Raw genomic sequence first — 14,383 nt, 5'->3', positions numbered from 1 at the left:
TCCGTACTGAAACGGCGGCATGGGCCGTTGCCGTTCAGCGGTTCAAATCAGCATTCGTTCGACGGCGCCAGTCGCGGGTAACCCGGCTGCGCGGAATCGATCGTCGTCACGCATGCACCATCGGGAAGATCGAGCGTGCTGTCGATGTCGCGCTTTACGCCTTCGCGCATCTGAATGCTGTAGCGATAGACCTTGGCCGTCGGCTCCGGGCTTTTGTCGAAGAGGCTCGTCAGGTCGAAGCTCAGTCCCGCACCGGCTCCGACGCCGCTCCATCCGCCGCCGCCGATGCCGCCCGCGCCCACGCCGACCGTCGGCGCAGACGACGATGCCGCACCGGTCGCGACCGTCGTCAGATATTGCTTGCCGGCGACACGGCCGCTCGCGAGCTTCGCATCGGGCGGCATCGCCGTGGATGCGCCCGGTCCGCTCGCGCATGCCGCGAGCAGCGCCAGCCCGGCAGCGGCGACGCCTGCGCGCGCCACGCGTTTCAAAATGCGTTGGTTAGAATTCGTCACAGCTTGATTGACCCTTGATTGACCCTCTGTTCTCGCCGGCGTCGGCGTCGGGCAAAAAAATGCCGCCCGTGAAAGGGCGGCTGGTCGATGCAGGCCATGAGTGCGGCCCGCTGCCATGCCGGGCCAGCGTGCGCTCCCGAGGGGACGATGGCGCGGCGCTATGGTGCAGGAACGCGCCGGCCGTTTGAACCAGACTGGTCCTATTCCCAACGCGCGTTGCGAGGAATCAGCCCTTGATCAGATAGTCGACGATCGCATCGCAGACGCGGCCGAACATCTGCGTGCCGGTGACGGTCGGACAGCCGCGCGCGCGGGCCGCTTCGATGAACGGCGTAAGCGGCGGCTTGGTCACGACATCGCCGACAAAGGTCGTCGGGGCAAGGCGGGAGACGTCGATCGGAAGCGGATCGCCGGGCCGCATCCCCGCCGGCGACGCATTCACGACGATGTCGTAGGTCTCCGCGCCCGCGTCATCGGCGATGCCGACCGCGCCGCGCCCGAGCGATGCGAGCCGCGAGGCGAGGGCGTCGGTGCGCGCCGCATCGAAATCGCGGATGGCGAGCGACGCCACGCCCGCCTCGACGAGCGCATGACCGATCGCCGAGCCCGCGCCGCCCGCGCCGATCAGCAGCGCGCGCTTGCCCTGCGGCTCGCAGCCCGCATCCCCGAGCGCCGCGACCATCGCGACGCCATCCGACATGCCGCCGTGCCACGTGCCGTCGGCGTTGCGCCGGAGCATGTTCGTCGCCCCGAGAAAGGCGGATTCGCTCGCGAGGGTGCCGCAATACTTCGTCGCGTTGAACTTGTGCGGCACCGTGATGATGACGCCATCCACGTTTTGCATCCGCGTGACGCCCGCGAAGAATGCGTCGAGGTCGGCGGGCGCGACGTGCGCGGGAATCACGATGGCGTCGCGTCCGGCGGCGCGCAATGCCGCTGTCACGCCGGAAGGCGAGCGCACCTGCGCGATCGGATCGCCGACGATGAAGTAGACGCGCGTTGCGCCGCTCAAGCCCGCATCGAGCGATGCAGAGAAGGTTGTGTCCTGCGCCATGCTTTCGATGTCTCCTGTGAAGCGCCCGTCGTGGAGCGTGCGAGCGCGTGATGTCTCGATGAAAAAATTCGTCAACGCGTGGACGAAACTGTAGTTGAAAACGGAATAGGATTCAACAAAACGCTTTTTTCCTGTGAGGCAACTAACCGTCGACCTTTTCCAACTACAGCGAATCGGAGGAGCACACGCATGATCAAGAAACGGCTGGCAATTGCAGGCGCGGGAGCCATCGGACGGATGCACATGGAGCGCGCGCGTCTGCATCCTGATTGCGAAGTGATCGCGGTGGCGGACCCGTCGGCGGGAGCGCAAGCGTTTGCGCAAGAGCACGGCGCAAGCTGCTTCTCCGCCGTCGACGCAATGCTCGACGCCGCATCGCCCGACGGCGTGATCGTCGCGACGCCGAACGCCACGCACGTCGAAGCGGGCCTCGCGTGCATCGCGCGCGGGATCCCGGTGCTGATCGAAAAGCCAATTGCCGATACGGTCGAACAGGCGCGCGTGCTCGTCGATGCCGCCAGTCGCGCGGGCGTGCCGCTTCTGGTCGGTCATCATCGGCGGCATAGCCCGATTCTGCGGCGCGCACGCGAAATCGTCGCGAGCGGGCGTATCGGCAAGCCGGTGTCCGCTAATGCGCTCGCGACGTTCTACAAGCCCGATCCTTACTTCGATATCGACTGGCGCAGGCAGGCCGGCGGCGGACCAGTGCTGATCAACCCGATCCACGACATAGACATGATGCGGTTCCTGCTCGGCGAAATCGCCGAAGTGCAGGCGCTGACGTCGAGCGCGGTGCGCGGCTTCGAGGTTGAAGACACGGCCGCGGTGCTGCTGCGCTTCGAGAATGGCGCGCTCGGCACGCTGACGGTGTCGGACTGCGCGGTGTCGCCGTGGAACTGGGATCTGGGGGCCGGCGAGGCGGCGCACTATCCGCGGCAGAGCGTGAATACGCACTTCGTCTCCGGCACCGATGCGTCGCTCGCCTTGCCGCAGCTCGATGTCTGGGAGTATCGCGGGCAGAAGGGTTGGCACGATCCGCTGACCATCGAGCGCACCGCGCCGCATGCCGGCGATCCCTATCACGAGCAATTGCGCCATTTCGCGGCGGTGATCGACGGCAAGGAAACGCCGCTCTGTTCCGGCCATGACGGCGCGCGCACGCTCGCCGCGACGCTGGCGGTGCATCGGTCGGCGAGCGCGCGCGCGCCGGTCGCACTGGCGTACTGACCCGGTATCGCAAAAAAGCGCTTGGCACGAGCTGCTATTGTGGAATAGCATTCCACAATCGGATACGGTTCCAAGAAGGGGCGAAAGATGGTGGAGACGGTAGCGAGCCTGAGCGGCAACGAATTATTCGATGTGGTCGTCATCGGCGCGGGCGGCGCGGGCATGTCGGCGGCGCTGTTTGCAGCGATCGACGGCGCGCGCGTGCTGCTCGTCGAAAGCACGGAATACGTCGGCGGAACGACTGCCTATTCGGCGGGCACAACATGGATTCCCGCGTCGATGCACATGGCGAGCGTCAATCGCGACGATTCGCAGGCGACGGCGGAAGCCTTTCTGAACCGTGCCGTCGGGGCACGCAGCAGCGCCGCGATGCGCCGCGCGTTTCTCGACGCCGGGCCGAAGGCGGTCGCGCATATCGAAGCAAACTCCGATGTGAAATACCGGGCGCGCCCGTTCCATCCCGACTACCTCTCGGAACTCGAAGGCTCGACGCTCTGCGGCCGTGCGCTGGAGCCGCTGCCTTTCGACGGCCGCAAGCTGGGCCGCGCATTTGCGCTGATTCGTCCGCCGATTCCCGAGTTCACCGTGCTGGGCGGGATGATGATCGACCGCGACGACATCGGGCATCTGCTCAACATGACGAAATCGCTCGCGTCGTTCAAACATGCGGCGAAGCTGCTGGCGCGACACGCACGCGACCGGATCGGGTCGCCACGCGGCACGCGGCTCGTGATGGGCAACGCGTTGATCGGCCGTCTGCTTCATTCGCTGATGCAGCGCGGCGTCACCGTGCTGACTCGCACGACGGTCGGAGCACTGCATACAGGCAAGCGGGGCGTCGAGGGCTTAACCCTCGCTCAGGGCGCCGAGCGGCGGCGCGTTTCGGTGACGGGCGGCGTGATTCTCGCGAGCGGCGGCTTCAATCGTCATGCCGCGCGGCGTGCCGATATGCTGCCCGGCGCCGATGCCGCATGGTGCCCAGGCGCGCCCGGGCATACCGGCAACGCGCAGGATCTCGCGCTTGCCGCAGGCGCGCGGTTTGGCGAGGGCGCGTTGTCGCACGCGTTCTGGGCGCCGGTTTCCGTGCGCAAACGAGCCGACGGCACAACCGCCGTGTTCCCGCACTTTCTGATGGATCGCGGCAAGCCGGGCATGATCGTCGTCGATGCCAGCGGCAGGCGCTTCCTGAACGAGAACACGTCGTATCACCTGTTCGGCATCGCGATGCAGGAAGCACATCGCACGAGGGCGTCGGTGCCGGCGTACCTCATTGCGGATTCCGAAGGAATTCGTAAGTATGGGCTTGGCATGGTGCGTCCCGGCGGCAAAGGACTTCAACCTTTCATCGACGATGGCTATCTCACGCAGGCCAGCTCGCTCGACGAACTCGCAGCGAAGCTCGGCATCGACAAGACAGGGCTTGCGGATAGCGTCGCGCGCATGAATCGTTATGCCGAAACAGGCGTCGATCCGGACTTTCAGCGCGGCACGACCGACTATCAGCGCGCGAACGGCGACGCCAACTGGACAGGCCCGAATCCTTGTCTCGGCCCGATTGCACAAGCGCCGTTCTACGCGGTGCGGCTTTATCCCGGCGATATCGGCGCGGCGACGGGGCTCGTCACCGACACGAACGCCCGCGTGCTGAATCGCGACGATCAGCCGATCGGCGGCCTCTACGCGTGCGGCAACGACATGCAGTCGGTGATGGGCGGCGTCTATCCGGGGCCGGGCATCACGCTCGGGCCGGGGCTGGCTTTTGCGTATTTGGCTGGCCGGCATGCGGCGGCGCGGGCGGCATCGCCGGAAGCCAGTCATGCGGTTGCGCGCGAGGAAACGCGAGCGCAGAGATCATGAGCGCGCTGCAATGCGACGTCCTCGTGCTCGGATCGGGCGCAGGCGGCCTGTCCACGGCGGTCACATCAGCTACGCTGGGTTTATCAGTCATCCTATGCGAAAAGGAAGACGTGTTCGGCGGCACGACCGCGTGGTCGGGCGGCTGGATGTGGCTTCCATGTAATCCGCTCGCGAGGCGCGGCGGTATCGTCGAACATGCCGATGCACCGCGCACCTATCTGCGCAACGAACTCGGCAAGCACTACGATGCCGGGAAAGTCGATGCGCTGATCGAGCACGGCCCGCGCATGATCGAGTTCTTCGAGCGGAATACGTCGATGCGTTTCATCGACGGCAATCGCATTCCCGACTTTCACACGACGCAAGGCGCGGGCAGCGGAGGCCGCTCCGTGTGCGCGATGCCGTTCGATGGCCGCGCGCTTGGCCCGCTCATCGACAAGCTTCGTCCGCCGCTCACGGAGATGACGATCAGCGGCATGGCGATCGCATCGGGACAAGATCTCACGCATTTCTTCAACGCGACGCGCTCGGCGCGCTCCGCGTGGCACGTGACGAAGCGCTTCGCCGCCTTTGCGATGCACAAGCTGCGCCATGGCCGCTCGATGCATCTCGTGAACGGCAACGCGCTCGTCGCGCGTCTGTTGAAGTCTGCCGCCGATCGCGGCGTGCGGCTGGAAACGCGTGCAAAGGCCGTCGATTTGATACGCGATGGCGCACGCGTGACCGGCGCGCGCGTCGAGATGAATGGCGTGCTGAAAGACGTGATCGCGCGACGAGGCGTCGTGCTGGCGTGCGGCGGCTATCCGCACGACCGCGCCCGCCGCGCGCGCACCTTCGCGTACACGCCATCGGGCGATGAACACTGGTCCGCTGCGCCGCGCAGCAATACAGGCGACGGCGTGCGCATCGGCGAAGCGGCCGGCGCGCATTTCGACGCATCGATGAAGGCGCCGGCGGCGTGGGCGCCCGTATCGCTCGTGCCGAAGCGCGAACGTGATGCGGTCGCGTTCGCGCATCTCATCGAGCGGGCAAAGCCGGGCTTGATCGCGGTGACGCGGGCCGGGCGGCGCTTCGTGAACGAGGCGTCGTCGTATTACGACTTCGTCTCGGCGATGATCGACGTCACGCCGCCTGGCGAGGAAGTATGCGCGTGGCTCGTCTGCGATCACCGGTTTCAACGGCGCTACGGGCTGGGCGCGGCGAAGCCGTTCCCGTTCCCGCTGCATCGCCATGAGCGCGCCGGCTATCTGAAAACCGCGCCGACGATCGAGGCGCTCGCCCGCCAGTGCGGCGTCGACGCCCACGCATTGAGCGAAACCATCGCGGCCTACAACGCGCATGCGAAAGACGGCGCCGATCCGCAGTTCCACAAAGGCTCGACGCCCTACAACCGCATACAGGGCGATGCGTCGCACGAGCCGAATCCGTGCGTCGCGCCGATCGTCGATGGTCCGTTTCACGCGGTCAAGGTACTGCCCGGCAGTCTGGGGACCTTCGCGGGCCTCGCCTCCGATGCGCGCGCCCGCGTTCTCGATGAGACCCGCACGCCGATTCCCGGCCTCTACGCCGTGGGCAACGACGCGGCCAGCATGATGGGCGGCCACTATCCGGCGGGCGGCATCACGCTCGGACCGGCGATGACGTTCGGCTATCTCGCGGGCCACGACCTCGCTCGTCCCGCCGATACCGATATCGACGCCGATACCGATAACGCATTTTCTCTATCCAGTCACGCAAGGACGATCCCATGAATCTGTACGACACAGTCACGCTCACCGTGAAGATCGGCGCCAACGCGCAGGTGTTCGAGCACATTCAGGCAAGCGCCGCGCAGCCCGGTTCGACGCTGCTCGGCTGCTGGTATTCCGATATCGGCGCGCTCGGCAAGGTGATGGTGCTGCGCGGCTTCGAATCGGAAGCGGCGCTGATCGGCGAACGCAGGCGGCTTCTTCTCGAAGGCAATCCGTTCGGCTGCGGCGAGTTCGTCACCGATGTCGAAGTGAACAGCTACGCGATGTTCCCGTTTCTCCCGCCGATCCAGCCCGCTGAACACGGCGGCATCTACGAGATGCGCGTCTATGGCACGAAGCTGGCGAGCCTGCAGCACACCATCGACGCGTGGGAGAAGGCCGTCCCCGAGCGCACGAAGCGCTCGCCGCTGATCGGCGCGATGTTCGCACTCGACGGCGCGGTGCCGCGCTTCCTCAACATCTGGCCGTACAAGTCGGTGGACGAGCGCTCGCGCATTCGCGCGGAAGCGGTGAAAGACGGCATCTGGCCGCCGAAGGGCGGGCCGGCGCATCTCACGACGATGGAATCGACCATCTACGTGCCCGCGCCGTTTTCGCCGCTGCGCTGAGGATCGCGACATGACGACGCCAACACGCAAACTGTCGCTTTCCGCACTCACGGTGCTCGAACTGACGCCGCCGCAGATGGTCGAGTGCGCGGCGCGGGCGGGTTACGATTTCGTCGGCCTGCGGCTCTTGCCCGCGACGGACACGGAGGTTCGGCACGAGATCATCGGCGCGACGCGGCTCAAGCGCGAAACGCTCGCGGCGCTGCGCGACACCGGCATCCGCGTGCTCGATGCCGAAATTCTGCGGCTCCAGCCCGATACCGATGTGACCGCGTACGAGCCGATGCTCGAGACCGCCGCCGAACTGGGCGCGCACTTCGTGCTGGTCGCGGGCAACGATCGCGATGAGGCGCGCACCGTCGACCGGCTCGCGCAACTGTGCGATATCGCCAGGCCCTACGGTCTCGCGCCGAGCCTGGAGCCGATGCCCTGGACCGACGTGAAGGACATCGAGCAAGGCGCGCGCATCGTGAAAGCGACGGGGCGCGCGAACACCGGGCTGGTCGTCGATCCGATTCACTTCGACCGCGCGGATTCGTCCGTCGATGCGTTGCGTGCGCTGCCGCGTGAGAATTTCGGCTATCTCCAGTTCTGCGACGCGCCCGCCGAGCGCCCGGCCGATCTCGCGACGCTGCTGCATCAGGCTCGCTGCGCGCGGATGATTCCGGGCGAAGGCGCCATCGACCTTGCTGGCATTCTTCGCGCGCTGCCGGACGACTTGCCGATTTCCATCGAAGCGCCGATGGACGAATGGGCCAAGACCGCGACGGCGCTCGAGCGCGCAAAGCGTCTGCGGGAAGCGACGATAACGGTGCTCGACGCGACGTACGGTTGAATTCCGCGGTGGAATCGTGTTCTCATTCCGAACAGGACATTTCGAACGAGAAACTAAATGGCAGGAAACCTCGAGCGCGCGTTGTCGATCATCGAATTGCTCGCGAAGAACGGCGGGCGCATGCCGCTCGCGACCATCGCGGATACGCTCAACATTCCGCGCAGCGGCACGCATCGGCTGCTCGCGATGCTGATCGACGAGGGCTACGTGCGTCAGGACAAGGATCACGGCGAGTACATGCTCGCGCTGAAGCTTGTGTCGCTCGCGCTCATCTATCTGTCGACGGGCGGCGTGCTCGATGTCTCGCAGCCGGTGCTGGACCGTCTCGCGGCGGCATCGGGGGAACTGGCGCGGCTCGGCGTCGTCGAGGACGATCACATTACGTTCGTCGGCAAGGCGCAGGGCGCGAAGTCCGGCCTGCGCTACGACCCCGACATGGGCAGCCAGCCACCGCTGCATTGCACGGCGAGCGGGCAGGCGTGGCTGTCGTCGTTGTCGGACGAAGAGGCGCTCGCCCTCGTGTCGAAGCAGGGCGGCCTAGGTAAGCCGGGACAAGGCGGCCCGAAGGCGCCCAAGACCATTCAGCAATTTCTCGCCGAGCTGCACGCCGCCCGAAAGCGCGGCTATGGCATCGCGAGCGAGACGTACGAGGCCGGCATGACGTCGATGGCCGCGCCGATTCATCATCCGGTGACGGGCGCGGTGGTCGGCGTCGTGAGTCTCGCGGGACCGACGAGCCGCCTGCCCGACGCACGTCTGAAGGAACTTGCGCCTGCGTTGCTGGAGGCGGCGTCGGATATGGGGGCCGCGACGTTGAGCTCGCCGTACTTCAAGCGTTCCGCGATGAAGGCCGATGCTCCCGAACCGGCGCGCACGGAAGGAAAGAAGCGCAAGACGGCGGTTTGACCGCGATTGGCCGAACGGTCGTCGACCGTGCAGTATCATGGTTTGCGCGACTCGAAGTCATCACGTCGCGCACGCGCGCCAGCGTCATATGTTCGACTGAAGCGCCTCACAGAAACGCATCCAGGAGACCTCCGTGCAACGAGTCGATCCCGCTGCCTTCACTCCCGAACTCGCCGTCGATGCCCTTTTGAACGGTCCCGGCGCCATCTGCGTGCGAGGCTTGTTCAGCGCGGCGCAGGTCGACGAAGCGCGGCGGATCGTCATGGCGCAGTCCGACGATCGCGCGCAGACGATCACGCATTTTCAGGGGCAGGCCGCGCAAGACGACACGCTGCATTTGCAGCGCCGCGTATGGAACCTGCTCGCGAAAGGCGACGTGTTCTCGCAGATGGCCGAGCAGGAAAGCATCGTCGCGGCGATGCGGCGCTTTCTCGGCGACGACTTCATCATGGGCTCCATCGCGGCAAACCGCATTCTGCCAGGCGGGCCGGGACAGGAGCCGCACATCGACTATCCGTACTGGGACTATCACATGCCCGCTACGTTTCCGGTCGGCATCAACGCGAGCTTTCCGCTCAACGCACAAGTGACCATTCCGCTCGATCCGTTCACCGCCGAAACCGGCGCAACGGCGTTCGTGCCGCATACGCAGCATACGCTTCGGTATCCGAACGAAAATGATCGCTTCTACGAGCGGGCGGCACGCATGGAGGCGGAACCGGGCGACGCCATCGTGTTCTTCGGCGCAACGTGGCATTGCGCGATGCCCAATCACAGCACGCGCGACCGCAGCGCCGTCCTGATCCAATACCTGCCGAAATTCGTGAAGCCGATGGAAGACCTGCGCGCGATGGTCGGCGAAGCGTTCGTGAAGCGCGCGAGCAAGACGATGCGCCAGTTGCTCGGACTGAACTACCCGTATCCGCAAAACCTCGAAGCCATCGAACGGGCCACGAACGCTGAAGGCCGAACGAACGCGAAACGCTACTGAGCGGCGGGCGGCACGCCGCCGCCGGTCGCCATCCAGAGCACTTCCGCGTCATCCTCGCTGGTTGAAATCGCGGCGTGACCCGTGCGGCTGTCGAAGTAGAGACTGTCGCCGGCGTTCAGATGCGTCGGCGCGTACAGTTCCGAATAAAGACACACGCTGCCGCTGATTACATAGAGGAATTCCTCGCCTTCGTGACGGCCCCAGTCGTCGAACGCGTCGAGCGTGTGCGCCGAGATGCGGATGCGAAACGGCAGCATCGCCTTGTGGGCGAGATCGGTGGCGAGCAATTCCATCTGATAGCCGCGATACGCATGGCGCTGGCCTTCGTTGCGGCGCGTGAGCGCGCGGCGGCCGCTCGCGGTAGGCGCGCTCGCGCTGCCGAACAGTTCGCCCAAATCGATCCGCAAGCCGCGCACGATCTTCTGCAATACGTCGAAAGTCGGCGACATCAGCCCGTTTTCGATCTTCGACAAGGCCGAGCGCGACACGCCGCATAGCCGGCTCGCGGTTTCGAGCGTCATGTTCTGCGCGACGCGGGCCTGTCTCACTCTGCGCCCGAGATCGGCGAGAGACGCTTCGGGCGAGTGGTTCATGGGGACGGTGTTCATGGGGGCGAGGCGCGTTTTGTTTCCGATAATACATCAGCGCCCGGCCGGCCGTCCGGACTGGAGAAAACCCGAATATTGGCTGCATTGTGAGCGCGGACAACGGCGAGTATAGTCTCCGGACAGCGAAAAGTTTCTGATCAGAAACACGCGGCGCCTCTCAACGCATCGGCTTCAAAAGGACTTCATCGTGGACGCTCAATCGATTCTTTCCGACCTCGGCGTCAGCAGCCTCGTCGCTGACGGCGACATCGCCGTGACTTCACCGATCACGGGCGAAGTCATCGGGCGCGTGAAGCGTCACACGTCCGCGCAGGTCGACACCACCCTCGCGAACGCGCGCACCGCCTTCACCGCGTGGCGCAATGTGCCCGCGCCGCGCCGTGGCGAACTCGTTCGATTGCTCGGCAATCGCCTGCGCGAGAAGAAGGCGGCGCTCGGGCGGCTGGTGTCGCTCGAAGCGGGCAAGATTCTTCAGGAAGGCCTCGGCGAAGTGCAGGAGATGATCGATATCTGCGACTTCGCCGTGGGCCTGTCGCGGCAGTTGTACGGGCTCACGATCGCGTCCGAGCGCCCGGGGCACCGGATGGCGGAGACGTGGCATCCGCTGGGCGTCTGCACCATCATTTCGGCGTTCAATTTTCCGGTCGCGGTGTGGTCGTGGAATGCGGCGCTCGCACTCGTCTGCGGCAACGCGGTCGTGTGGAAGCCGTCCGAGAAGACGCCGCTTACCGCGCTCGCGGTCGATCGCATTTTGCGCGACGCCATCGAGGAATTCGGCAGCGCGCCTGAGGGCCTGGCGTCGGTCGTCATCGGCGATCGCGACATCGGCGCGCAACTGGTCGCGGACAAGCGTTCGGACATCGTCAGCGCGACGGGCAGCACGGAGATGGGCCGCGCGGTGGGTGTTGAAGTGGCGCGGCGCTTCGGACGCCCCATTCTGGAACTCGGCGGCAACAACGCGGGCATCGTCTCGCAGACGGCGAATCGCGATCTCGCGCTGCGCGGCATTCTCTTTTCGGCGGTCGGCACGGCGGGGCAGCGCTGCACATCGCTGCGGCGTCTGTTCGTGCATGACAGCATCTACGATGAAACCGTCGCGCGCCTCAAGGACCTCTACGCGAAAGTCCCGGTCGGCAATCCGCTCGAAGCGGGTGTGCTGATGGGGCCGCTCATCGACGTGCAGGCGTTCGCTCGCATGCAAGATGCAATCGAGCAGGCCAAGGGCGAGGGCGGCAAGGTCTCCGGCGGCGAGCGCGTGGCGGTGGACGGTTGCGAAGGCGGCTATTACGTGCGTCCGGCGCTCGTCGAAATGCCGGCGCAAAGCGAGATCGTGTTGAAGGAAACGTTCGCGCCGATTCTCTACGTGATGCGCTACACCGATTTCGACGAAGCCATCGCCGCGAATAATGCCGCCGTGCATGGCTTGTCGTCTTGCGTCTTCACCACCGACTTGCGCGAGGCCGAACGCTTCCTGGCGGCGTCGGGGAGCGACTGCGGCATCGCGAACGTGAACATCGGGCCGAGCGGCGCGGAAATCGGTGGCGCATTCGGCGGCGAAAAGGAAACCGGCGGCGGACGCGAATCCGGTTCCGACGCATGGAAGGCGTACATGCGGCGCGCGACGAACACCATCAATTACTCGTCGGAATTGCCGCTTGCGCAGGGCATCGACTTCAACCTCGGCTGACGCATTCACTCGCGACGGGGGCGGCGTGGCATCTCATGTGGTGATCGTCGGTGGCGGGGTGATCGGCAGTTCGGCGGCGTATTTCCTGCGCGCATCGGACCCGAGCGTGCAAGTGACCGTAATTGAGCGCGATCCGACTTACGCGCGCTCGTCGTCGGCGTTGTCGGCGGCGTCGATCCGGCAGCAGTTTTCCACGCCGCTTTCGGTGCGGATGTCGCTCTACGGTATCGAGTTCCTGCGTGCGGTCGGCGAGTGGCTCGAAGTGGATGGCGAGCGTCCTTGCATCGATTTGCACGAGGGCGGCTATCTCTTTCTCGCGACGCCTCCCGGCGAAGCGACGCTGCGCGAGAACCATGCGATGCAGCGCGATCTCGGCGCGGATATCTCGTTGCTCGATCCCGCCGGCCTGCGCGCGCGCTTTCCGTGGCTGAACACCGACGACCTCGCCGCGGGCGCGTTCGGTGAAAGCGGCGAGGGCTGGTTCGACGGCTACGGGCTCGTGCAGGCGCTGCGACGAAAGGCGCTATCGCTCGGTGCGCGCTACGTCGCGGCGGAAGTGACTGGCATCGAACGCGAAGGCCGGCGCGCCACGCGCGTGCGTGCATCCAACGGCGAAGCGTATGCCTGCGATGTCGTCGTCAATGCGGCGGGCGCATGGTCGCGTTCGCTGGCGGCGATGCTCGACATCGACATTCCCGTGCGTGCGCGGCGGCGCAGCATCTTCAATGTATCGTCGCCCGCGAAGCTCGAGCGTAGTCCGCTGCTCATCGACCCGACCGGCGTGTATTTTCGGCCCGAGGGACGCACCTATATTTGCGGCGCTTCGCCCGCCGCCGATAACGACCCCGATGACCTTCCGCTCGACGAAGTGGATCACGCGCTTTTCGATGACGTCATCTGGCCCGCGCTCGCGCATCGCGTGCCGCAATTCGAGGCCTTGCGCGTCGAGCATTGCTGGTCCGGCTATTACGAATACAACGTGCTCGATCAGAATGCGATTATCGGCGCGCATCCGGGCATCGATAATTGCATCTTTGCCAGCGGATTTAGCGGGCACGGTCTTCAGCACGGTCCGGCGACGGGGCGCGGCATTAGCGAACTGATTTTGCACGGCCGCTATACGACGCTCGATTTGTCGCCGCTTGGCTGGGCGCGCATTATCGAGGGAAGGCCGATTGTCGAGAAAAACGTCGTGTAAAAGCGATCGTTTAAAATGCCGTCGCCGCGAACGGGCAGGCATCATTCTGGCTGGCTTGAAGACAGGCGGAATCGTTATCGAGGTCAGGCAATTGAGAAGCGTCCGCCAGGCGCGCATTTTTTAAATCATCCGCACAGTTTCGGACTGCGTCCATCAATGAAATCCACTAGGGCCACTTGGCCCGTAGAAGCGCATTCTGGAACTGTTAAGGAAAAAGGAGGCGAAAGATGGATGTTCGATCAAATATGTCCAACACGCGTTCTGCGGAATGGATGGAAGACTCCGAAGCACCGGGCGATACGACGGCTCATGCGTCGCATCGTTCCAGCCAGGTCAGTGGCGAGCCGGAATATGTTGCCGAAATTTGCGGCCGTTTCGCCGGCGAAAAAGCAGACGAGGAACAAAAGTCTTGCGTGGTTCGGGGATATAACTAATCGTTTTACGACGTAATGACTTGCGCGCGCTATCGCTATTTAGCGGGGCGCGCAAGGGCGGTTGCCCCTAGTCCAGATCAATTCGCGCTTTGACGCGAAGTTTCTCTAATTCCTGCGGCCCCGAATCTCGCCAAACTGCCGTCGCACATAACGCAGCGCACAGGCACGGCGACACGATGGCACAATCCCTTGCATCGGATCATTGAGACGACCACGCATCTTGTCGTCCACGGCAATTACGACGCAGGGAGACTGTAGCTTGGCGAATCTGGATCTCGACAATCCTTTCCTCGAAGCGCTCGGCGCGACGCTGACCGAATGGCGCGCCGGCTACGCCGAATTCACGATGCCCATTCACGCGGGCCATCTGAACCGTCAGCGCATCCTTCAGGGTGGCGCAATCGCCACGCTGCTGGATGTCGCCTGTGGTTACACCGGCCTGTTCACGACCGGCTCGACACCCATACACGGCTTCACGTTGTCGCTGACGGTGAACTATCTCGATCGCGGCATCGGCGACAAGGTCGTGGCGAAGGGCTTTCTCGAACGGCAGGGCCGGTCGGTGTACTTCGCGCGTGGCGAAGCGTGGGTCGATGGCCGGCTCATGATCGCGAGCGCGCAGGGTACCTTCAAGTACGCGCGGTGAACAAACAGGATGCGGCGAATGGCATGCGGCATGCAATGCGCTGCATGCCGCATGCAAAATGCCAAC

General features: G+C 64.9%; 14 protein-coding genes. 11 read left to right on the top strand and 3 right to left on the bottom strand.

The genetic code is table 11. The features are described 5' to 3' along the window. Positions 1-47: 47 nt before the first annotated feature. Both LDZ21_RS17080 and LDZ21_RS17075 read right to left on the bottom strand, forming a co-directional pair. The gene (locus tag LDZ21_RS17080) at positions 48-515 is read right to left on the bottom strand and encodes a hypothetical protein (RefSeq protein WP_244794976.1); all 468 of its coding nucleotides are present in this window, start codon (positions 513-515) and stop codon (positions 48-50) included. A 226-nt stretch (positions 516-741) separates the two neighbouring features. Next, the gene (locus tag LDZ21_RS17075; RefSeq protein ID WP_244794975.1) at positions 742-1,569 is read right to left on the bottom strand and encodes a shikimate dehydrogenase family protein; all 828 of its coding nucleotides are present in this window, start codon (positions 1,567-1,569) and stop codon (positions 742-744) included. Between the two features lie 189 nt (positions 1,570-1,758). Between LDZ21_RS17075 and LDZ21_RS17070 the strand changes: the two genes are divergently transcribed. The 7 genes from LDZ21_RS17070 (at position 1,759) to LDZ21_RS17040 (ending at position 9,744) form a co-directional block, all read left to right on the top strand. Beyond that, positions 1,759-2,796 carry a Gfo/Idh/MocA family protein gene (locus LDZ21_RS17070; RefSeq protein ID WP_244794974.1) on the top strand — a complete coding sequence of 346 codons (1,038 nt, stop codon included), beginning with the start codon at positions 1,759-1,761 and terminating at the stop codon, positions 2,794-2,796. Between the two features lie 87 nt (positions 2,797-2,883). After that, on the top strand, positions 2,884-4,653 hold the full coding sequence (locus LDZ21_RS17065) for an FAD-dependent oxidoreductase (protein WP_244794973.1): 1,770 nt from the start codon (positions 2,884-2,886) through the stop codon (positions 4,651-4,653). Further along, positions 4,650-6,404 carry an FAD-dependent oxidoreductase gene (locus LDZ21_RS17060; protein ID WP_244794972.1) on the top strand — a complete coding sequence of 585 codons (1,755 nt, stop codon included), beginning with the start codon at positions 4,650-4,652 and terminating at the stop codon, positions 6,402-6,404. Before LDZ21_RS17065 ends, LDZ21_RS17060 begins: the two co-directional genes overlap by 4 nt. After that, complete coding sequence (locus LDZ21_RS17055; protein ID WP_244794971.1) at positions 6,401-7,012, top strand: NIPSNAP family protein; 612 nt, start codon at positions 6,401-6,403, stop codon at positions 7,010-7,012. Before LDZ21_RS17060 ends, LDZ21_RS17055 begins: the two co-directional genes overlap by 4 nt. Before the next feature lie 10 nt (positions 7,013-7,022). Continuing rightward, entirely contained in the window at positions 7,023-7,847 is an 825-nt protein-coding gene (locus tag LDZ21_RS17050) for a sugar phosphate isomerase/epimerase family protein (RefSeq protein ID WP_244794970.1), read from the top strand. Between the two features lie 57 nt (positions 7,848-7,904). Beyond that, a complete protein-coding gene (locus LDZ21_RS17045) occupies positions 7,905-8,753 on the top strand; it encodes an IclR family transcriptional regulator (RefSeq protein ID WP_244794969.1) in 849 nt (282 codons plus the stop codon). Between the two features lie 133 nt (positions 8,754-8,886). Continuing rightward, complete coding sequence (locus LDZ21_RS17040; protein ID WP_244794968.1) at positions 8,887-9,744, top strand: phytanoyl-CoA dioxygenase family protein; 858 nt, start codon at positions 8,887-8,889, stop codon at positions 9,742-9,744. Here LDZ21_RS17040 and LDZ21_RS17035 read toward each other — a convergent pair. Then, positions 9,738-10,352, bottom strand: coding sequence for a helix-turn-helix domain-containing protein (locus LDZ21_RS17035; RefSeq protein ID WP_244794967.1), 615 nt, complete (start codon positions 10,350-10,352; stop codon positions 9,738-9,740). The genes LDZ21_RS17040 and LDZ21_RS17035 overlap by 7 nt on opposite strands. A 187-nt stretch (positions 10,353-10,539) precedes the next feature. Between LDZ21_RS17035 and amaB the strand changes: the two genes are divergently transcribed. The 4 genes from amaB to LDZ21_RS17015 all read left to right on the top strand — a co-directional run bounded on the left by amaB (position 10,540) and on the right by LDZ21_RS17015 (position 14,317). Beyond that, positions 10,540-12,039, top strand: coding sequence for an L-piperidine-6-carboxylate dehydrogenase (gene amaB, locus LDZ21_RS17030; protein WP_244794966.1), 1,500 nt, complete (start codon positions 10,540-10,542; stop codon positions 12,037-12,039). 25 nt (positions 12,040-12,064) lie between these two features. Further along, complete coding sequence (locus tag LDZ21_RS17025; RefSeq protein ID WP_244794965.1) at positions 12,065-13,237, top strand: NAD(P)/FAD-dependent oxidoreductase; 1,173 nt, start codon at positions 12,065-12,067, stop codon at positions 13,235-13,237. 227 nt (positions 13,238-13,464) lie between these two features. Then, positions 13,465-13,671: a hypothetical protein gene (locus LDZ21_RS17020; protein ID WP_244794964.1), complete on the top strand. Its 207-nt coding sequence runs from the start codon at positions 13,465-13,467 to the stop codon at positions 13,669-13,671. Between the two features lie 259 nt (positions 13,672-13,930). Next, positions 13,931-14,317, top strand: a complete 387-nt coding sequence (locus LDZ21_RS17015) for a PaaI family thioesterase (RefSeq protein WP_035963863.1) — start codon at positions 13,931-13,933, stop codon at positions 14,315-14,317. Positions 14,318-14,383 lie beyond the last annotated feature (66 nt).

This window comes from Caballeronia grimmiae, from assembly GCF_022879615.1.
GTDB lineage: Bacteria > Pseudomonadota > Gammaproteobacteria > Burkholderiales > Burkholderiaceae > Caballeronia > Caballeronia grimmiae.
This window is presented reverse-complemented; position numbering and strand designations above follow the sequence as displayed.